20 protein-coding genes, 1 other RNA gene and 1 pseudogene are annotated in these 19157 nt (G+C 35.1%); 3 read left to right on the top strand and 19 right to left on the bottom strand.

What is annotated here, in order from left to right:
* Positions 1-110: 110 nt before the first annotated feature.
* Both RV15_RS13185 and RV15_RS13190 read right to left on the bottom strand, forming a co-directional pair.
* On the bottom strand, positions 111-1004 hold the full coding sequence (locus tag RV15_RS13185) for a MurR/RpiR family transcriptional regulator (protein WP_071878490.1): 894 nt from the start codon (positions 1002-1004) through the stop codon (positions 111-113).
* 22 nt (positions 1005-1026) lie between these two features.
* Positions 1027-1418 (bottom strand): annotated as a pseudogene (locus RV15_RS13190) (MerR family transcriptional regulator).
* 126 nt (positions 1419-1544) lie between these two features.
* Here RV15_RS13190 and RV15_RS13195 point away from each other — a divergent pair.
* Together RV15_RS13195 and RV15_RS13200 are read left to right on the top strand one after the other, a co-directional pair.
* Positions 1545-1862, top strand: coding sequence for a carboxymuconolactone decarboxylase family protein (locus RV15_RS13195; RefSeq protein WP_071878491.1), 318 nt, complete (start codon positions 1545-1547; stop codon positions 1860-1862).
* A 22-nt stretch (positions 1863-1884) separates the two neighbouring features.
* Positions 1885-2685, top strand: coding sequence for an MBL fold metallo-hydrolase (locus tag RV15_RS13200; protein ID WP_071878492.1), 801 nt, complete (start codon positions 1885-1887; stop codon positions 2683-2685).
* A 239-nt stretch (positions 2686-2924) separates the two neighbouring features.
* Here the strand turns inward: RV15_RS13200 and RV15_RS13205 are convergent, their stop codons facing one another.
* From RV15_RS13205 to RV15_RS13220, 4 genes are all read right to left on the bottom strand, one after another.
* On the bottom strand, positions 2925-3905 hold the full coding sequence (locus RV15_RS13205) for an aldo/keto reductase (protein ID WP_071878493.1): 981 nt from the start codon (positions 3903-3905) through the stop codon (positions 2925-2927).
* 116 nt (positions 3906-4021) lie between these two features.
* On the bottom strand, positions 4022-4768 hold the full coding sequence (locus tag RV15_RS13210; protein WP_071878494.1) for an SDR family oxidoreductase: 747 nt from the start codon (positions 4766-4768) through the stop codon (positions 4022-4024).
* A 22-nt stretch (positions 4769-4790) separates the two neighbouring features.
* The gene (locus tag RV15_RS13215) at positions 4791-5249 is read right to left on the bottom strand and encodes a cyclophilin-like fold protein (RefSeq protein WP_245791370.1); all 459 of its coding nucleotides are present in this window, start codon (positions 5247-5249) and stop codon (positions 4791-4793) included.
* Between the two features lie 40 nt (positions 5250-5289).
* Positions 5290-5865: a DapH/DapD/GlmU-related protein gene (locus RV15_RS13220; RefSeq protein ID WP_071878495.1), complete on the bottom strand. Its 576-nt coding sequence runs from the start codon at positions 5863-5865 to the stop codon at positions 5290-5292.
* 127 nt (positions 5866-5992) lie between these two features.
* Here RV15_RS13220 and RV15_RS13225 point away from each other — a divergent pair, with 127 nt between their 5' ends.
* A complete protein-coding gene (locus RV15_RS13225; protein ID WP_071878496.1) occupies positions 5993-6859 on the top strand; it encodes a LysR family transcriptional regulator in 867 nt (288 codons plus the stop codon).
* A 462-nt stretch (positions 6860-7321) separates the two neighbouring features.
* Here the strand turns inward: RV15_RS13225 and RV15_RS13230 are convergent, their stop codons facing one another.
* From RV15_RS13230 to RV15_RS13290, 13 genes are all read right to left on the bottom strand, one after another.
* Positions 7322-7555 (bottom strand): hypothetical protein, encoded by a 234-nt coding sequence (locus RV15_RS13230; protein WP_217265827.1) that lies wholly within the window; start codon positions 7553-7555, stop codon positions 7322-7324.
* A 29-nt stretch (positions 7556-7584) separates the two neighbouring features.
* Positions 7585-8169: a hypothetical protein gene (locus RV15_RS13235; protein WP_071878498.1), complete on the bottom strand. Its 585-nt coding sequence runs from the start codon at positions 8167-8169 to the stop codon at positions 7585-7587.
* Positions 8170-8664: 495 nt separating this feature from the next.
* Positions 8665-9032, bottom strand: a transfer-messenger RNA (tmRNA) gene (ssrA, locus tag RV15_RS13240).
* Between the two features lie 138 nt (positions 9033-9170).
* Positions 9171-9494, bottom strand: a complete 324-nt coding sequence (locus RV15_RS13245) for a DMT family transporter (protein WP_071878511.1) — start codon at positions 9492-9494, stop codon at positions 9171-9173.
* 172 nt (positions 9495-9666) lie between these two features.
* Entirely contained in the window at positions 9667-10098 is a 432-nt protein-coding gene (locus RV15_RS13250; protein WP_071878499.1) for a VOC family protein, read from the bottom strand.
* 66 nt (positions 10099-10164) lie between these two features.
* Positions 10165-10644, bottom strand: coding sequence for a GAF domain-containing protein (locus RV15_RS13255; protein ID WP_071878500.1), 480 nt, complete (start codon positions 10642-10644; stop codon positions 10165-10167).
* Between the two features lie 708 nt (positions 10645-11352).
* A complete protein-coding gene (locus RV15_RS13260) occupies positions 11353-12150 on the bottom strand; it encodes a MurR/RpiR family transcriptional regulator (RefSeq protein WP_071878501.1) in 798 nt (265 codons plus the stop codon).
* Between the two features lie 11 nt (positions 12151-12161).
* Positions 12162-13259 (bottom strand): agmatine deiminase, encoded by a 1098-nt coding sequence (aguA, locus tag RV15_RS13265; protein WP_071878502.1) that lies wholly within the window; start codon positions 13257-13259, stop codon positions 12162-12164.
* A gap of 191 nt (positions 13260-13450) precedes the next feature.
* Entirely contained in the window at positions 13451-14389 is a 939-nt protein-coding gene (arcC, locus tag RV15_RS13270) for a carbamate kinase (protein ID WP_071878503.1), read from the bottom strand.
* Positions 14390-14399: 10 nt separating this feature from the next.
* Positions 14400-15491 (bottom strand): agmatine deiminase, encoded by a 1092-nt coding sequence (gene aguA / locus RV15_RS13275; protein WP_071878504.1) that lies wholly within the window; start codon positions 15489-15491, stop codon positions 14400-14402.
* A 34-nt stretch (positions 15492-15525) separates the two neighbouring features.
* Entirely contained in the window at positions 15526-16884 is a 1359-nt protein-coding gene (locus tag RV15_RS13280) for an APC family permease (RefSeq protein WP_071878505.1), read from the bottom strand.
* Between the two features lie 94 nt (positions 16885-16978).
* Positions 16979-18004: a putrescine carbamoyltransferase gene (gene ptcA / locus RV15_RS13285; RefSeq protein ID WP_071878506.1), complete on the bottom strand. Its 1026-nt coding sequence runs from the start codon at positions 18002-18004 to the stop codon at positions 16979-16981.
* A 229-nt stretch (positions 18005-18233) separates the two neighbouring features.
* Positions 18234-19022 (bottom strand): helix-turn-helix domain-containing protein, encoded by a 789-nt coding sequence (locus tag RV15_RS13290; RefSeq protein WP_071878507.1) that lies wholly within the window; start codon positions 19020-19022, stop codon positions 18234-18236.
* Positions 19023-19157 lie beyond the last annotated feature (135 nt).

Consider the following 19157-nt stretch of genomic DNA (forward strand, 5'->3'; position numbering starts at 1 on the left):
AAACAAGCCGCTGTTAATGAAATTCATTTTATGATTTTGCCTATTTAAGCATGTAATTTACAGAAAAAAGAGCATTCAGAAGAATTTACTCTTCTAAATGCTTTAAATTCCTAAAATTTTTCAGATAACTCTTTAAAGGTAGCTTGTCTTTTAGACTCTAATAACTTTGAATTTGAAATTTTGTTCTTTTTATTGACTTCATAATCAAGTGAAAATATTTTTGCAAATAGAGTATCGAGAATAAATAGAATGGATTCCTGTGTCGCAAAATTGGCTATCTTGGAATATAATTTTTCTTTACTAGAAATATTAAGTACCACATCTGAATAATCCCTTAAATAGTTTTCGCCGCCACTTGTAATACTAATAATTGGTACAGAATTTTTCATTAATGATTTTACATTACTGGTTGGATTGTCGTCAAAGCTACTCCCTGAATAAGAAATCATAATTGCACAATCTTTATTATTCAATGTTTGTGTGATGATACCACTTTCACCAGAATTAGCCATGATTGCTTTCTTTTGAATCGATAACAAATTTCTTTTGATGAGTTCACCGTAATAATAATTTGGACTCGTCCCATAAATCACAACACTATTAGCATGGTAAATAAGTGCTGCTGCTTTATTAAGATCCTCTGTCGAAATCAAAGAAACAGTATCTTTGATACTCTGAATTTTTAAAGTCGCAATACTTCCGATGATTTCTAACGTATCGTGTTGAGCTAAAAATGGAAAGTTAGGATCAACATCTACGTAAGCATTATCGTCATGATAAGCCACTTCATGAGTAAAAGCATACATAAATTCTTTCCAACCAGAATAGCCAAAATATTTCGCAAATCGAACTAAGGTTGGCTTAGACGTAAAGGTTTTCTTGGCAATCTCTTCCATCGAGTAAGATTTTAGTTGGTCACGATTTTCAAGAATAAATTCACCAATCATTCGTCGGGCATCATTTTGCTTAAAGACTGCTTCTTCAATTCTTTGAAAAAGATACATTTTCATTTCCCTCCAGTTTAAACTAGCCTAGTTCTTTTTCTGTAATTATTTCTTCCTCATATTTTTTTATTTTAACATCATAATTCGCGATTTTTTTTCTAATTTAGCAACAGTTCCATTAATTAATGCCTGTTTCTTTAAAAGTTTTTGATATTCATCCACCAAAATTTCTTTTCTTTCCATTAGTGTTTGATCACCAATTTGATATAACTCTGAATATTTTGAAAGAGAATGAATAGACAATCCTGAATCTCTCATACATTTAATGAATTCAACCCAATTTAAATCCTCTTCTTGAAAATCTCTAGTTCCTGATTGGTTACGAGTAATAGTAGGTATTAACCCTTGACTTTCATAGTAGCGTATCGTAGCAGGTGTCATATCATATTTTGCTGCAACTTCTGAAATATTCATAATCATTAATTCCTCTTCTGTTATTTAAGTATTTGTTCATTCTATCTTACCAGTATTTCCACTTGATTTAAAGTACACTTTAAGGTGTATACTTTAAACAGATGTAAAATTAGGAGGTTATCAATTATGACAAAAATTACAGCAGGACGTGACCAACTTGGTGAATTTGCACCAAAATTTGCTGAACTAAATGATGATGTTTTATTTGGTCAAGTTTGGTCAAGAGAAGAGGAATTGAATCCACGTGATCGCTCAATTGTTACAATTACAGCTTTAATTTTTGGTGGTAATTTTGAACAGTTAGTCTTTCATATGGGAAAAGCAAAAGAAAATGGGATTACTCAAGAAGAAATGGCAGAAATCATTACTCATCTTGCCTTTTATATTGGATGGCCTAAAGCTTGGTCAGCTTTTACAATTGCTAAAGATGTTTATAAAAAATAATGTTCTTGAGAAGGAGAAAATAATGAACGAACTACCACAAGCAACACCACCAAAAACCATTTCCTTTGGCGCAGAAGCCTTTCAAGAAAGTCATCATACTGAAATCCGCTGGCTAGGAAATTCAGGTATATTTTTAAATAGCAGAGGCTATTGCATGATGGTTGATCCAGTTTTAGAAGGATTTGATTTGCCTTTGTTAATTGAAATGCCAATCAAAACGGATCAAGTACTACATCTGGATAGTATTCTTATCACCCATGCTGACAATGATCATTTTAGTATAGCAACCTTAACAAAATTGCTACCGCTGACAAATGCTCTCCATGCACCTGAATATGTAGCTGGATTAGTTAAAGAACAAATGATGTTTGAAGCATTTGGTCATGAAATACACGCTTCTTTTAACGAAGGTCCATTAAAAATAACGTTAACACCTGCTGATCATTTATGGCAAAATGAAAGTAAAAAATACAATCGTGTCTTTAAATTAGAGGACTTTTGTGGATTTTGGATTGAAACACCAGATGGAACCTTATGGATTCCTGGCGACTCCAAGTTATTACCATCCCATTTAGAAATGCCTGAACCCGATGCAATTCTCTTTGATTTTTCTGATAATGAATGGCATATTGGCTTAGATAATGCAATTAAACTTGCTAACACTTATCCAAATACTGCTTTACTTTTGTCTCATTGGGGAACAGTTGATGCTCCTCATATGAATGTTTTCAATGGAAATCCAGCTGATCTGATTCATAGAGTAACCAATCCTGAAAGAATCCAGATAATGGCTGCTGGAGATCGTTTTATTTTAGGAAAATAACAAAAATGAGCGTGGGACAAAACTAAAAAAAAGTTTTGTTTCGCGCTCTAAATCCGAATAAACGGCGAGAAAAAAGCAGCTACTACGTTATACTTCGATCACATCAAATTCTAAGTGCTAAAGCACTAAGATTTGAAGGCTTCGGAAATAAGCTGAAATTCACAAAAATTTGAAAAGCAATTTTCGTGAATTCCCTCTTATTTCTCGGAGCTAAACGCTTTTGTCTCGGCCTTATTTTTTTAAACGTGTCCTACTACTTTATGCGGAATATAAGGTTCTTCTAAATAAAGAACATCTGCTTGGCTTAATTTGAAATCTACAGCGCCTACTGCTGTTTCAATATGATTCATTTTCGTTGCGCCAATAACAGGTGCAACTACTGGATTTTTTTGTAGTAACCATCCTAAGGCAATATTCACTTTATTCGTCTCATATTTGGCAGCCAATTCAGCAACGCGATCTATAATTATCTGATCTTTAGCAGCTGTTTCATCATATTTAGCTTTTTGTGCAACATCTGTGGTGCTTCGTTTGGTTGCTTCTGTAACATTTCGAATTAATCGTCCTGATGCCATTGGACTATACGGTGTAAGTGCAATTTTCTCAGACTGACAATAGGGAATCATTTCACGTTCTTCTTCACGATAAATCAAATTTAAGTGGTTTTGCATAGAAACAAATTTCGTCCAACCATTTTTTTCTGCTATATTGTTTGCTTGCTGAAATTGATAAGCATACATTGCAGAAGCACCAATATATCTTGCTTTACCAGCTTTAACAACGTCATTTAATGCTTCCATAGTTTCTTCAATCGGTGTATAGGGATCCCAACGGTGAATGATATATAAATCAACATAATCTGTTTGCAAACGTTTCAAACTCTGATCAATTTGAGACATGATGGCTTTTCTTGATAATCCTTGTCCATTTGGGCCATCAAACATTTTTTGGTGAACTTTTGTCGCTAGTACAATTTCATCTCGGTTTGCGTAGTCCTTCAACGCTTTGCCTAAAATTTCTTCACTTCTACCTAAAGAATAAACATTAGCAGTATCAAAAAAGTTTATACCTAGTTCTAGGGCTCTTTTGATTAGCGGTCGGCTCTCTTCTTCTTCAAGTACCCATTTATGAATCCAATTTTTAGGGTCTCCAAAGCTCATTGCACCTAAACAAATCCTTGAAACATCTAGTCCAGTATTGCCTAATTTTGCATACTCCATTTTTATCATCCTCTCAGTCTTGTACTTGTTCTAACATTTATTATACAACTTAAAGTGTACTTTAACACAAGGTTTAAATTTTAATCTAACTATTTTTTTACTAGAACAAGTTCACATTACCATGGCTGACTAGTTGGCCCTACAGTAAATTCATTGATATTCACATCTTCCGGCTGATTGATTGCATACGCAACAATACTCGCTACACGCTCTGGCGCAATACCATATTTATCATACAAACTAGTCATCCCATCAGCAGTTTTTGAATCTGTAATTGTATCAAGTAACTCTGTATTAATTGCAGCCGGATAAATTGTTGCGGTACGGATATTAGTTCCTTCTTGCGCTGATTCCATTCGTAAGACTTCCATCAAATCACGAATCGCCCATTTCGTTGCCCCATAAACAGCACCTCCTGGGTAAGCTTTGAGTCCAGCTACGGATGATGTTGTCAGAACATGTCCGGATTTTTGCTCAATAAAGTAGGGTAAGATGGCTGCCAGACCATTCAGTACTCCTTTGATATTGATATCAATCATTTGGTCCCACTCATCTTCTTTGAGTGCAGATAATGGCGAATTGGGCATAATACCAGCATTTAAAAAGATAACGTCTACCCTTCCGTATGTTGCAATAGCAAAATCTACCAAGTTTTGATTATCCATTCGCTTGGTTACATCGGTTACTAAATAAACTGCCTCGCCAGAATTCCCTTTAATTTTTTCAACAATCGCTTGCAATTGTTCCTCTCTGCGTGCTGCTAATACTAATTTTGCTCCTTTTTCAGCTAATAGCATGGCTGTTGCTTCTCCTATTCCTGATGAGGCTCCTGTAATAATCACTACTTTATCCTTAATCGCCATTTGTCTCTCTCCTTTGTTATTTTTATGGTGTCAATACGACGTTGATTGCTTCTAGTTCTGATATGAAATCAAGTTGATCTGCTTCTTTTACTTTGCCTATTTTAGTATATGAATAATTAGTAGAGAACGTTTGATAAAACAAGACAAGGCAATCTGAACCAAAAAGCATGACATCTCCTTTTTCAATTTCATTTACTTGTTCTATCTCTGTCGGTAATGTTTCTAATAAATAAGCATATTTTTCGTTCCCATGTAAATCATTCATTTTTAGATTCAGTGGAAGTCGAGCTATCAATTTTTTCGTGGCTTGATTAGATTCCAATTCAATTTGAAATGGTTTCTTTTCAATCATTATATTCATAACAGCTACTTCTCCATTTTCTTCTAGCGAGTGTTTGCCTGAATTACTATTTTTCATTGTTGAACTGTTTAATGCTGGGTCTTTTGTGGCGGAACTTGCTGTGCAACCAGAACAAATCATTATGCTTAGAAATAAAAGAAATAGAAACCCACTCTTTCTTTTATGTTGCATCTTCTTCAATTTTCCGAACCACTTTAGCTGGACTTCCTACTACAATTACATTATCAGGGACATCTTTTGTTACTGTGGAGTCCGCCGCAACAATCGAATTTTCTCCAATTGTAATACCAGGTAAAACAGTCACATTGGCCCCAAGCCACGCATTTTTCTTAATGAGAATCGGCTCTACTTTGATACCACGTCTTTTTTTAGGAGCAATCAAGTGATTGACTGTGATTAAGCTAGAGCCTGGTCCAATTAATACTTGATCTTCAATTGTAATACCACCTAAATCCACAAATGTCACATTTTGATTAATAAAAATATCTTTGCCAAATGTGATATGCTTCCCGAAATCACTATAGAAAGGCTGCGATATTTTTACGGATGAATCAATCGTTTGTCCAGTAATTTTCTCTAAAAGCTGTAAAATCTCTTCATTAGAATAATATTGTGCATTCAACAACATTAACAATCGCTCATTATGCTGTTTTACCAAATGGATTTCTTCAAATAAAGGTGAATCCTTTACTATTTCTTTACCTACAATTTTCTGTTGTAACCTTATGTTTGGCATTTCCTTTCCCTCCCCTTACGTATTCATTAAGTTTTCACTATCCAAATTATACCTGAATCGTTTATACTTAACTAATACCAATAAAGCATGCATAACTATTCTTTTTAGTTATGGGAAGGAATGTTAAATGGAACTTCGTGTGTTAACTTATTTTTTAACCGTTGCAAGAGAAAAAACAATTAGTAAAGCTGCTGAAGTCTTACATCTGTCTCAGCCGACTCTTTCAAAACAATTAAAAGAATTAGAAGAAGAGTTAGGTGTTACATTATTTATTAGGGGAAATCGATGTATCACATTGACGGAAGATGGGATCTATTTAATGAATAGAGGAAAAGAAATTCTATCTTTAGTTGAGTCAACAACAACAAATCTTATTAAAAATGAAGTCATTAGCGGACAAATAACGATTGGCGGTGGAGAAACCAAAGCTTTTGAGTTTCTTGCTCGTATTTTGCATGAACTTAGGGACAACTATCCAGAAATTAACATCCACCTTTATAGTGGGAATGCAGATGATGTATTGGAAAAAATTGATAAGGGACTATTAGATTTTGGACTCGTTATCGACCCAGTAGAAAAGCAGAAATACGAATATATACGGCTGCCTTTAGTTGATAATTGGGGGATTTTAGTCAATAACTCGCATCCGTTAGCGAACCAAAAAACAGTCCAACCAAAAGATATTCAACATACCCCTTTACTCATTTCAAATCAATCATTCGTTGATAATCAGCTGTCGGAATGGTTTGGAGGAAATATAGAACATCTAAATGTCGTTGGCACATATAACCTGCTTTATAATGCCTCGTTATTGGCAAAAGAAGGTGTCGCAAGCGTCCTTTGCATTGATGGTATTGTGAATACGGCTAATACAAACCTAACTTTTATTCCCTTTTCACCACCATTAACCGCAAATATCAACATTGTTTGGAAGAAAGATCAAATCTTTTCAAGTGCTTCAAAAGAATTTTTACGCTTGCTGAAGTTGGTTTAATTGAATCTACTTATTAAATAATCAGTTCAATACTTTAACACATTTTTTTGCTTACATGAATTTAATTTTGAGAATGTAAAATAAATACAAAAAATATATCACTCTCTTTTCTATAAGAATGAAAAACAGTTATAACTACCCTTTTTAAAGGATTTTATAACTGTTTTTTACTTTTACTAAAAATAGAGAAGGAACGTTTAAAGGATTTTCATTACCTTCTATTTAATTTGAAGTACTTTAACTAGTACTGTAATTATCGTAGTGTTGTAAACACATCTTTTTTCACTACGGAATTAGCTGTTGCAAAACTGAGAATCAGACCTAGTGTGCCTACTATCCTCATTGCCAAACAGACCGTAAAAAATCAGATTGAACTATGAATGGCAACGTCAAATAAATGAAAAGAGCAATAAAAAAATCACATACCCGATAACTTTTCCACTATAATGACTATCTTAGAGGTTAGGCTATCTTATTCTCAGTATTTGTAAGATTTTTATTTGCTGGATCTAATATAGCTTTTGGTAACTTTGCTTCACGAGCAGCCGTTTTCCATAATTCATTGTTCACCTCGATCTTACAATTAATTTCAGCTATTATTTCCGAAGTATATTTTTTTATAATGATTGAATAGTTTTTCACATGATGGGTCAAATTCAAATAATTATCACTATCTTCTTTATAATCAATCACCATTTCACAAATAACAGAAGACATTCATCAACTTATATAATTGGTAAAAACATTCCCATAGGAAGTTCTTCAAAATTCTCTTTATCCTCAATAACCTTGTTTCTAATATCTTCAACTGTAAGATTATCATAGATTTTTCTGTATTCTATCGGAATTTCCAGTTTGAGATTATTTTTTTTATAAAATTTTTCTAACTCTGAAACACAAGCTATGGAGTCACATATAAATATATACTTATATGAATTATTAATAACCTCGTACATAGTATAGACTACTGTTGAAGGAACTCCACCTGTTCCTAACACTAAATAGCGAACTAAATGGACTTTAGCTACTACATCAGAATCAAAAGGGATATAAAAAGATTCTTCAGCAGCTTTCAAAAAATGCTTTTGTTGATATACTTTCAACCCAGCTCTTGTTAACTCCACTATATTCACTTTTTCAAAGTCGGTTGATTCTGGGTAAACAATATCTTCTATTTTTAACTTTACAAATATTGGTGATCCATTGCGTAATGCTTTTTCTATATTTAAAATAGAATCTAAAAACTGTTTTCCTCTTTTATTATTCTGCATTTCGGATTTCATCAACTTAGATTCCCATTTTCCCTCCATACATATCCACCTTTCTAATTCAAAAAGAAAAATAAAGCGCTTACGATGATGTTAACACATCACACTTATTCTTACAATAAGAATAAATTTTTCAATTCATTTTTGGAATAGATATTTACTTTTCATTAAAGGAAGTACGACTTAAAGAGGTAGCTCCATCTATTTGTCATTTTATAATTAATCGTGGTCAGTCCTCTTGGTCAACCAAAAAACAGGTGCTAAAAACGTCTTATGATCCTCTACAGATCAACGTTTCTAGCACCTATTTTAAAAAATAAATGGAGACGGCGGGAGTAAAAAGACTAATACGAACTAGTGTGAATACGCACTAACGTATACCTTTTTCGTTCCTTTTTGATTTTCTCAATATGAAGCAATCTGAATAAATGAAAACCGGATGGCATTTAAAATGGCATTTAATGCAAAAAAATAGACAGTAGAAACGCTGTACAAACCTCTGTACATCAACGTTTCTACTGTCTGTCTCCATAAAATAAATGGAGACGGCGGGAGTCGAACCCGCGTCCAAACACATTGCCACTTAAACTTCTACGTTCATAGTCATACTATTTTAAGGCTTCGCTGAAGTTCATGCCGCATAACTGGCCCAAACTCTCGCTAGTCTGATGATCTCTTCTACATTTTACAGACGGAAAAATCTAGCGTATCCCACTTAATTTGAGACCCTTACCCGAGCACATGGGCGATGCCGGGAGGATCTTCACCCGCTGTTTTTACGCAGCTAGAGCGAAAGTATTGTTTGTGTTTTTAGCAGTTATATTTAACTGTAACGTTTTTACGTAGACGTAACCTACGAAACGCGATTCAAGCTCAACTATGCCTGTCGAATCCGTAACGTCCCCGTTAAGATTAAATAGCATAATATACGCTTTTGTTAGTATAACATATTTATCTTAGTTTTTAAAGGCTCAAGTGTTGATTAACCACCTTTCCTTTGCAACTGGATAACACTTTTTAAACAAGTTTTCAGATCAAAAGAATTAATGTCCAGTTCCAAACGTATTAACCAAAATCGTACCAATCACAATAAAACCAATACCGATCACGGTTGGGGTATTGATTTGTTCTTTCCAATAAACAACTGAAAAAATTGTGATTAAGATGATTCCAACTGCTCCCCAAAGTGCATACGCTACATTTAATGGCATATATTTGATTGCCTTAGATAAGCTATAAAAACAAACAACGTACGCAATCAAGCATTCCACGGATGGCAATAGCTTACTGAAACCGTCAGTTGCTTTTAACAAATTTGTCGCGATGACCTCGCTTATTATGGCGATAAAAAGATATAAATACCCGATCAAACTTTTTCCCTCCTCGTATAATACCTAAATCATTATAGCAAAATTTCAACTAAATTAAACGTAGTTTTTTTAACCAATTTACAGAATTTTTTAAATAAAAAAACATCAACAGATTTAATTGTTCAAAATCCATTGATGATTTATCTTTATTTTATTAATTTTTTCAAAATCAAGGTTCAACGTAGCAATTAAGCATCCAATTGATACCAAATTTATCAACGACCATCCCATATTTTTTTGACCAGAATGTTTCTCCAAGCGGCATGGTTACTTTTCCCTCTTCAGCCAGTCGATTGAAAATCCGATCAATTTTAGCTTCATCTTCTGTGCTTATTACTAAGGATACATTATTTCCTTCAATAAATGTTAATCCCATTCCATCTGGCACATCAGAGAACATAACAGGTACACCTTCGATTGTCATTGACGCATTGATAATCAAATCTTTCCACGCCTCAGGTGTTGGGTGTTCAGGATCTTCTGGTGCATCCGCAAAAGTCATGATTCCATCGTTTTTCACCTCGAACACAGTTTCATAAAAAGCAATTGCAGTAGCCGCTTCGTTTTTAAAATTTAAATAGACTTCTAACATGATCGTCATCCTCTCAAGCTATTTTGATTAATTATCTCACGACAAAATAGATTAAGCGAAAGGAATGCTCATATTTCAATCAAAGATTGTATTTTTCAACAGGGTCGCAACAAGTTTTTCCAAATACATTTGATCCACCTCATCATAGCCATCTGTTACTGAACTATCTAGATCTAAAACACCTAATAACTGCCCATCTTTAATCATAGGCACAACAATCTCAGAACGAGCTGCCGAATCACAAGAGATATAGTTTTTATGTTTTTTTACATCTTCAACGATTAATGTTTCACGTTTCTCGGCTGATTCACCACAGACACCTTTTCCCATTGTGATGCGAGTACAAGAAACCTTTCCTTGAAATGGACCTAAAACTAATTCTTTACCATCAAATAAATAATAACCAGCAAAAACAGTATTAGCTAATGCATCAGCTAACAAAGCCGATGAATTGGCAAGATTAGCAATTTTATCATGTTCGATTTCAATAATAGCTGCTTGTTGCTGTATCAACAGCTGATATGCAGCTGACTTTTCCTCTTTCGTATTCCACATTGTTTAGTCACCCTCTTTTCTATAGTTAAAAATAGCCAATTTAGTTCATATTTTTTTATTATAGCATACCTTATTTAAAACCAGTTTTTTCAAATTTACAGTTACGCAACCTTGTTCTCTTGAACAAGAATGTCTCCTTGGCTTATCTGCTTACAAGCCCACTTTCCTGTAGTCCTGTTATTTCTCTTCAAAAAATAATGACAGTAAGCTTATTATTTTGTCAATGCTTTGTTTTTTAATTAAGAAAGATATTCATACTCTTCATAACAAGTTCAAACGATTTCACATTTTCTTCAACCTTTTTTATGTTTGATTTAATCTATTAAGGTTATAGTTTAATCATAGTAAACAACCAATATATTTTGTGGATGAACGTGGTGTTAAAACTCTTTGAGGACTAACGGATGTTTATTCTCGACCCGATGAGGTGTAGGTTCGAATCCTACCGTCCACGTACGTGCAGTTTTTGCACTTGATCATACAATTATTGACTAAGAAAGGACAGATGTTTCATGACAAAATTTTTAGTTACAGGTGCAACGTTATCGGCGATTACTCTAGCTGCGTATTCTTTTTTAAAGTATATGCCAAAACATCAACATGATTATGGCAAACTATAACAAAAAAGTTGTCTTGAACTGAGAATGTTCAAGACAACTTTTTTGTTATACAATTTGATGGTTTCCTTACAAGACTTAGCGACTCAATTTATTTAAACACCAAATGGTATTCTCCTTCTTCTGCATTATCTAAATATTGATATAAAATCAGTTCCATAATTGCTAACATTGAAATATGCGAAGTAATTTCCATTTTATTCAAAAAAAGTTCGTCTGTAAATATATAAAAATTAACATCACTCATATTTTGAACGACATTATTATCTGCTCCTGTGATCGAAACTAGTAGAGGGTGTGTCGTATTCTTTAAACGCTGAATCAATTGAATCCACTCTTCGTCTTTTCCTTGATAGGTCAAAATCAACACCAGGTCTTCGGTCTTGATTTGCTTTTGAACAACAGCCCGCATCGCTTGATCTTCCGGAAAGACAACTAAAAAGCCAGCAGCAACAAATAAATACTTCACATACTGCATTAGTTGCTTATTCATGCCTTTAGCAAATAGATAGATTATTGGTTTTCCCTTTAAATATTCCCCAACTTTGACTAAACTATTTTTGTCGATCACCCGAACTGATTCATTAATATTTTTTAAATACTCTTCTCGGTAATCTTTTTGAGAAACAACAAAAGGACTGACTTTTTCCTCTTTTTTTTGATTTAAAAGCGTATATTTGACAACCGTTGTAAATTCACTATATCCTGAAAAACCAATTTTTCTAACAAATCGAAGAAAGGTAGTGGTGGAGACAAAACAGTCATCCGCCACTTCACGAATACTTTTATTTTTAATTTCATTTAGGTTTTTCACAACATAGTCAAACAGTAGGTGCTCATTTTTCGTTAACTCTGAAACGTGAGGGTTCACTACTTCAAAAAAGTCCATCTTCTTCCCTCCTAGCTGTTTTTAGGAATACTTTGCGCAATACAATGAATATTTCCACCACCTAGTAGGATTTCACGGGCAGGAACACCAATAATTTTGCGATTTGGGTATATTTTTTCTAATAATATTTTTGCGGCTTGATCATTTTTGTCATTAAATAACGGATAAATTATACCCCCATTTGCTGTGTAATAACTAACATACGTCGCAGTCAGTCGGTCTCCTGGAAAACGCGGCAGCATACCATTAACTGGATCCACTCCTTGGCTTTCTTCTGTCGTGATATACATCGGTTCTGGCATCAGCATTTTATGAATGATCAGCGTTCTACCTTTGGCATCCGTTTCCTTTTGTAATTGCTCATAAGCAGTTTTTGAAATTTCGTATTGAGGATCGTTACGATCATTTGTCCATGTTAGGACGATTTCACCAGGTCGAACAATATTTAGCATATTATCGATATCGCCATTCGTTTCATCCAAAAAAAAGCCTTGCTTTAGCCAAATGATTTTTTCTACATTGCAGTATTTCCTTAGAACTTCTTCGATTTCCTCTTTAGAAAGTTTACCATTTCTACCTTCTGAAAGTAAAACTTCTTCTGTTGTATACAATGTTCCATCACCATCAAAATGAACAGAGCAACCTTCTAAAATAAAATCCTTCAAAGAATAGTAGTCCATGCGATTAAATTCGCACAGTTTTTCGGCAACCAAATCATCTTGATCCCAAGGAAAATATAGTCCGTCTAATAAGCCACCCCAAGCATTAAAGCGCCAATCTACTCCACGCACTTCGCCGTTTTTATTTGTTACATAAATTGGTCCATAATCTTTGATCCAAGCATCATTATTACTCATTTCCATCACTCGAATCGATTCTGGCAAGGATTGACGTGCATTTTTGTACTGCTTTTCGGAGACCAACATGGTTACTGGTTCAAATAGCGCGATTGCTTGCGCAACTTTCGCATAGGCTGCTTGCGCTGGTTTGCCGCCATTACGCCAATTATCCGCTCGTTCAGGCCAAATCATATAGGTTTCTTCATGTAACCCAAATTCTCCTGGTACAAAAAAACCGTCCGCTTTAGGATTGCTAGATGTTAATTTCATGTATACCGTACTCCTTTTTTTGCTTATTGGTCTGTTATCCGTTATTTCTACGTCTGCTTCGCTTCCTAAAATAGAGATGATCTTCAACTCTATTGAAATAGTTTTTTTGTTTCTGTATGTAAGCGATATATTTTTAATATATCAGAAAGAAAGAGCAGAAACTAGCTTTTGCCTCTACTCTTTCTTTCAAACTAATCAGTAATAATCGTACCGGTCTCTTTTGATAATAAGTTTTTGATGTTTTCTAAGGAGGTAATTACTGCTTTGCCCTTTGGATTTTCTTTAATGAAGGATATTGCTGCTTGAACTTTAGGCAACATGCTGCCTGGTGCAAATTGATCTTCTTGAATGTATTTTTCCATATCAGCAACTGAGACATTGGTTAAATCGGATTGATTTGGTTGATTGAAGTTGATACTAACATGAGCTACACCTGTCAAAATCACTAACATATCTGCTTGAACTAGCGCTGCTATTTTCTCAGAGGCAAAATCCTTGTCTATCACAGCTTCTACCCCTTGATACGTACCATTTTTCAAAATAACTGGAATCCCTCCTCCGCCACCTGCAATTGTTACAATACCATTTTCTACTAGTTGTTGAATGACTGGATATTCAACAATATCAATTGGTTTTGGTGAAGGGACGACTTTACGAAAACCACGACCGGCATCTTCTATATAGGTTGCAGATGTTTGTTTTTTTTCAGCTTCCATTTCTTGTTTACTTAAAAAGGGACCAATAGGTTTACTTGGTGCTTGAAATGACGGATCTGTTTCACTGACAACAACTTGGGTTAACAGTGTCGCTGCATTTTTTGAAATATGTCTTTTTTTCAGCTCGTCTACTAAAGCATTTTCCAACCAGTAGCCAATACTTCCTTGGGTCATCGCGACTGCTGTATCAATAGGCATTGCTGGATTTTTTGCAGTTGCTCCTAATTGCTGCTGTAATAATAAATTGCCAACTTGTGGTCCATTTCCGTGCGTGATGATCAGTTCATGCCCTGCTTCAATAAAATCAGCTAAATAATAAGCTGTTTGAGCTAACGCTTTTTGTTGGCCTTTGGCACTCGGATCTGTTGTGAGGATGGCATTTCCTCCCAAAGCCACTACAATACGTTTTTTCATCTATTCCACCTCATTTTGGTACTTGTTGGGTAATGCAGTGAATATTACCGCCGCCTAAAAGAATCTCCCTTGCAGGCACACCAATAACTTTTCTATCAGGATATAATTTTTGCAATAGATCAATGGCTTTCTCATCGTTTGGATCATCAAATAAAGGCAAAACGATTCCGCCATTCGCTGTATAATAATTTGCGTAACTAGCAGCTAAACGGTCGCCATTTTCTCTAGGTAACGTTCCAGCTACTGCATCCACACCTAAGCTTTCTTCTTCTGTAATCAAGATTGGTTTAGGCACATATAATTTATGGACAACTAACTTGCGACCATGAGCATCCGTTTCATTTTCTAAAATGTCTAAACATTCTTTAGAAATTTCATATTGCGGATCATTCTTATCATCTGTCCACGCCAGCACAACTTCTCCTGGTTTGACAAAATTAACGATATTATCGACATGTCCATTTGTTTCATCTAAATAAATGCCGCGTTTTAGCCAAATGATTTTTTCTAGTGAAAGATATTCTTTTAGCACTTGTTCGATTTGTTCTTTGGAAAGTTGTGCATTACGGCCTTCTGAAAGTAAACATTCTTCTGTTGTGATCAATGTTCCTTCACCATCAACATGGATCGATCCGCCTTCTAAGACAAAATCATTTAAGCGATAACGGTCAAACCACTCCACTTCACAAATTTTTTGAGCCACTTGATCATCTTTATCCCAAGGAAAATATAAACCGTCTACCAAGCCTCCCCACGAATTAAAGGTCCAGTCTACCCCACGAATTTCGCCTGCGTCATTTTTGACAAAGGTCGGACCACAGTCTCTGACCCAAGCATCATCATTGGCGATTTCAACGACGCGGACATTTTCTGGCAGCATATGACGTGCATTATCATATTGTTCTGCCGATACGCCTACGGTTACGGGTTCGAACTCACTGATGGCAACGGCTACATCTACAAATGTTTTTTGTGCAGGTTTGCCACCATTGCGCCAATTATCTGGACGTTCCGGCCATAAAATATAGACGCCTTGATGAGCTTCAAATTCTCCTGGCATGCGAAAACCGTCTTTTTTAGGTGAACTATCGATTGTTTTCATGTTCAAAACTCCTTTTATCTGGATTATTTTCTAGTTACTTTTTTGCATATTCTTTGTCCCCAAGGCGAATACAGATTTCGCCAATGATCGTTGCAGCAAGTGTTCCAATCAAAATCGGTATTTTCTCTGTAAACTCTGCACTTGATAATGGAACAATTGAGAAAAATAAAGTAATCACTAATAACGCTAATGGAATATACGCAATAATTTTTAATAAAACTGGTCCTCCAGGTACTTTAAACGGTCTTTCTTTATCAGGATCGATTTTACGTAATTTCAAGAAAGCTGGAAACATCATAATGTAGGAAAGCAATAATGCCACCACATTTAAGGCAAAGAAAGCCCAAAAGATATTTTCATTTGGAATAAACGGTGCCGCAACTACTAGCACCGAAGCAACTATTCCGTTGACAATGGACGCACCGATGGGCATTTCATTTTTAGGATTTTCTTTTGCAAATACTTTTGGCATATCGTGATTTTTAGCAGCGTAAAAAGCGACATAGTTCACGCCGAGTGCCCAAGAAATCAGATTTGCGGCTAATGTATACATAAACAGTAAACCAATAATAATCACAAATGGATTGATACCACCAACTAATAAGATAAAACTATCGATCAAGCCACCTGATGTCGACAATTGATCTGCGGGTACTGCTGCTCCCATGCCAAATGCAGCAAATAAATAGAAGAACGCAATTAATACACCGCCCCAAATGATTGCTTGAGGAATTTGTTTTTTGGGATTTTCCATATCACTCGCTAAGGTTGTCACTACTTCAAAGCCTAAAAAGTTGAATAAAATCACTGAAATGAAACTTAAACTTTCCAAATCAAAAGTAGGTAATAAGGCTTTACCAGAAAAATCATTGGCCATCCCTTTCGTCACTGCATGATAGATACCTAGTACACCCAAACAAACCATGATTGCAACTTTAGCAAAAGCAGCAATATTCAAAATCCATTTACTATCGCTCACAGGATAACAACTAATAAGTGTAACAGCCCAAATAAAGACTAATTGACCTACAATTAGTAGAGGCGTTCCTACTGTTAAGTCAAAAATCTGTGTCATCACTTCTGTAAAAAGAACGGCTAAACTGGCCATCCAAATTGGAAAATTGATCCAATAAAACCAAGCTACCCGAGCACCCCAACGACGCCCAAAGGCCATCTTTACCCAGTCATAAATACCACCATCTCCAGTGTAAGTCGTTCCAAGCTCAGCTGAGATCAAACCATAAGGCAAGAAGAAGAGAATGAGTAAGATTCCCCACCAAAAAAATTGTGATGAACCGATTGCAGCGGCAGGAGCAGCAGATTCCACAACAAGTATGACAACGACTGCCATCAGAACTGCGTCAAACAACCGAAATTTCTTTTTTTCTTTCATGTTTTGTATGCACCTTTCATTAAAGAAATGGAAATAGAAGCAGAAACCTTTCACTATTGCTATATTCTACTTCTATTCCACCCTTTATCCAAAATCACTTAGCGACTACAGCGTTTCTTAACATCAATTCAAATTCTGCATCATAATACTCACCAACTGCTTCACTTGCATAATCTAAATATGGATTCATGAAATAAACCAATAAAGAACGCATCGCCGTTAACCGATTTTCAGCTTCATCTAAAACGACTGAATAAGGAGCATCTAACACTTCATCCGTCACTTCTTCGCCTCTCGTTGCAGGTAAGCAATGTAAGAATTTAACATGAGGTGCCGCCATATCGATCAAGGCTTGATTTACTTGATATTTTGGATAGAAAGTCGCCATTCGTTCTTCCTCTGATAGTTCAGCTTCATATAAACCGTACCAAACATCAGTATAAATAAAATCAGCATCTTTCAGCGCTTCTTCAGCATTTTCAGTGATCAACACACTACCGCCAGAAAGTTCGGCATTTTTTTGTCCGATGGCTAACGTTTCATCTTTGATTTGGAAACCTTTTGGCCCGAATTGAACAAAATCCATCCCCATTTTTGTTGCCATAAACATTGTAGAAACACAGACTTGAGTTGCATCTCCAACAAAGACAATTTTACAATCACTTAGTGTTTTCCCTGCTGGTAAGTGTTCGGTCATTGTAATGATATCGCCCAATTCTTGTGTAGGATGGTTATAATCACTCATACCATTAATAACTGGAATCGTCGCATCTTTCGCTAGCTCAACAATTGTTTGATGACGTTCGACACGGGCCATTAAAATATCTACTAAACGAGATAACACCCGAGCAGTGTCCCCTAATGATTCATGACCACCTAATTGAATTTGTCCTGGCGCTAGATATTGCGCATGCCCACCTAATTGGGTCATGGCTGTTTCAAATGATACTCTGGTACGAGTTGACGATTGTTCAAAGATCATTCCTAAGGTTTTATCTTTTAAAAGTGGCGGATAGTAGCCATTTTTAATTGATTCTTTTAATTTTAAAGCCAGTTGGATCATAAAATCGATTTCCGCTTTCGTAAAATCATTTGTATCGACAAAGTCTCTTTTTTTCATCATTTCTTCCACCAATCCATTTTGATTTTTTATTGTCGGATTCCTCGAGTTTTCCTTTTGACGAGTTAAGCATACATCGAAGTTCGTTCTTTTTGAAGCGGTTTTCAAACTCTTGATGAAGAGAAAAGCAGCTTGTATTTTGTTCCATTTTGCGTAACAGGTTACGAACATTTCAAAAAAGCTGAAATCGCACCAAAGGGTACAATTCCAGCTTTTCAACAATTTTAATTTATTCTGTTGTCTTTCTTTCTCGAATAAAACTACTTGAACCAACCATTAAACAGATTAATCCGACAATTAATGAAGCTAAACCATTTGATAAAAAATGATCAAAATAATCATTTAGATTAGAATAAATTCCCGTAAGTAAACCTGTTAAATAGCTGCCAAACATTGAAAGAAAAGCTACTAAAGAAAATGCAAGAAAATTATTTAACTTACAGATAGTAGCAGTAACAATAACGAACCAAATAATTACTAACCAAATAATTGCTAACGGGATACCGCGATCAATAAGCCAGTGAGTTTGGTTCATTTGCGAATAATAAAGTGAATATTGAATACTTGCTAGTAAGGGAATCAATAACAAACTTAAAGAGATAAAAGCCTTTAATAGTTTTCTTTCCGTTGATTTATACAAAGTAATGCCAGCAGCCGATACATAGATCAAACTGCTTGTTACAATTAGCGACCAAGATAAGCGACCAGAAACGAGCAGATCAATTAACAAACAAATCCCCGCACTGGCTACACTTAGAATAGCTAAAGTCGTATATACATATTGATATACTCTATTTTTCCTTAATTCTATCATTACATTTTTATCTCCTTTCAATAGATTATCCAAAGAAATTTCATAAATAGTACTCAATGCAATGATGTTTTCTATATCAGGATAGCTTTTACCTGTTTCCCAATTCGAGATAGCTTGTCTCGATATAAAAAGTTTTTTTGCAACCTCTTCTTGAGTCATGTTCAATTCTTTCCGTCGTAATTGTAGTTGCTCACCAATGTTCATATTTTCCTCCTTCTGAATACAGACTAATGCTCTTTCTATCATTGTACCAGAAAGTATTACTTGTAAAAGACTAAGTTAGGGATGCAATAAACTGTTGCATCCTTGATTTAATAGGCTTTGATGAGAAAAAAAAAA

Source organism: Enterococcus silesiacus (genome assembly GCF_001886225.1).
GTDB lineage: Bacteria > Bacillota > Bacilli > Lactobacillales > Enterococcaceae > Enterococcus_L > Enterococcus_L silesiacus.

Coding starts and splice junctions, on each gene's coding strand:
- RV15_RS13200 (WP_071878492.1), top strand. CDS start 1,885: ATGAACGAACTACCACAAGCAACACCACCAAAAACCATTTCCTTTGGC.
- RV15_RS13255 (WP_071878500.1), bottom strand. CDS start 10,644: ATGTGGAATACGAAAGAGGAAAAGTCAGCTGCATATCAGCTGTTGATA.
- arcC (WP_071878503.1), bottom strand. CDS start 14,389: ATGAAAAAACGTATTGTAGTGGCTTTGGGAGGAAATGCCATCCTCACA.
- RV15_RS13260 (WP_071878501.1), bottom strand. CDS start 12,150: ATGGACTTTTTTGAAGTAGTGAACCCTCACGTTTCAGAGTTAACGAAA.
- RV15_RS13280 (WP_071878505.1), bottom strand. CDS start 16,884: ATGAAAGAAAAAAAGAAATTTCGGTTGTTTGACGCAGTTCTGATGGCA.
- RV15_RS13235 (WP_071878498.1), bottom strand. CDS start 8,169: ATGGAGGGAAAATGGGAATCTAAGTTGATGAAATCCGAAATGCAGAAT.
- RV15_RS13185 (WP_071878490.1), bottom strand. CDS start 1,004: ATGTATCTTTTTCAAAGAATTGAAGAAGCAGTCTTTAAGCAAAATGAT.
- aguA (WP_071878504.1), bottom strand. CDS start 15,491: ATGAAAACAATCGATAGTTCACCTAAAAAAGACGGTTTTCGCATGCCA.
- RV15_RS13290 (WP_071878507.1), bottom strand. CDS start 19,022: ATGAACATTGGTGAGCAACTACAATTACGACGGAAAGAATTGAACATG.
- RV15_RS13205 (WP_071878493.1), bottom strand. CDS start 3,905: ATGGAGTATGCAAAATTAGGCAATACTGGACTAGATGTTTCAAGGATT.
- RV15_RS13220 (WP_071878495.1), bottom strand. CDS start 5,865: ATGCCAAACATAAGGTTACAACAGAAAATTGTAGGTAAAGAAATAGTA.
- aguA (WP_071878502.1), bottom strand. CDS start 13,259: ATGAAATTAACATCTAGCAATCCTAAAGCGGACGGTTTTTTTGTACCA.
- RV15_RS13210 (WP_071878494.1), bottom strand. CDS start 4,768: ATGGCGATTAAGGATAAAGTAGTGATTATTACAGGAGCCTCATCAGGA.
- RV15_RS13215 (WP_245791370.1), bottom strand. CDS start 5,249: ATGATTTGTTCTGGTTGCACAGCAAGTTCCGCCACAAAAGACCCAGCA.
- ptcA (WP_071878506.1), bottom strand. CDS start 18,004: ATGAAAAAAAGAGACTTTGTCGATACAAATGATTTTACGAAAGCGGAA.
- RV15_RS13230 (WP_217265827.1), bottom strand. CDS start 7,555: ATGGTGATTGATTATAAAGAAGATAGTGATAATTATTTGAATTTGACC.
- RV15_RS13195 (WP_071878491.1), top strand. CDS start 1,545: ATGACAAAAATTACAGCAGGACGTGACCAACTTGGTGAATTTGCACCA.
- RV15_RS13250 (WP_071878499.1), bottom strand. CDS start 10,098: ATGACGATCATGTTAGAAGTCTATTTAAATTTTAAAAACGAAGCGGCT.
- RV15_RS13225 (WP_071878496.1), top strand. CDS start 5,993: ATGGAACTTCGTGTGTTAACTTATTTTTTAACCGTTGCAAGAGAAAAA.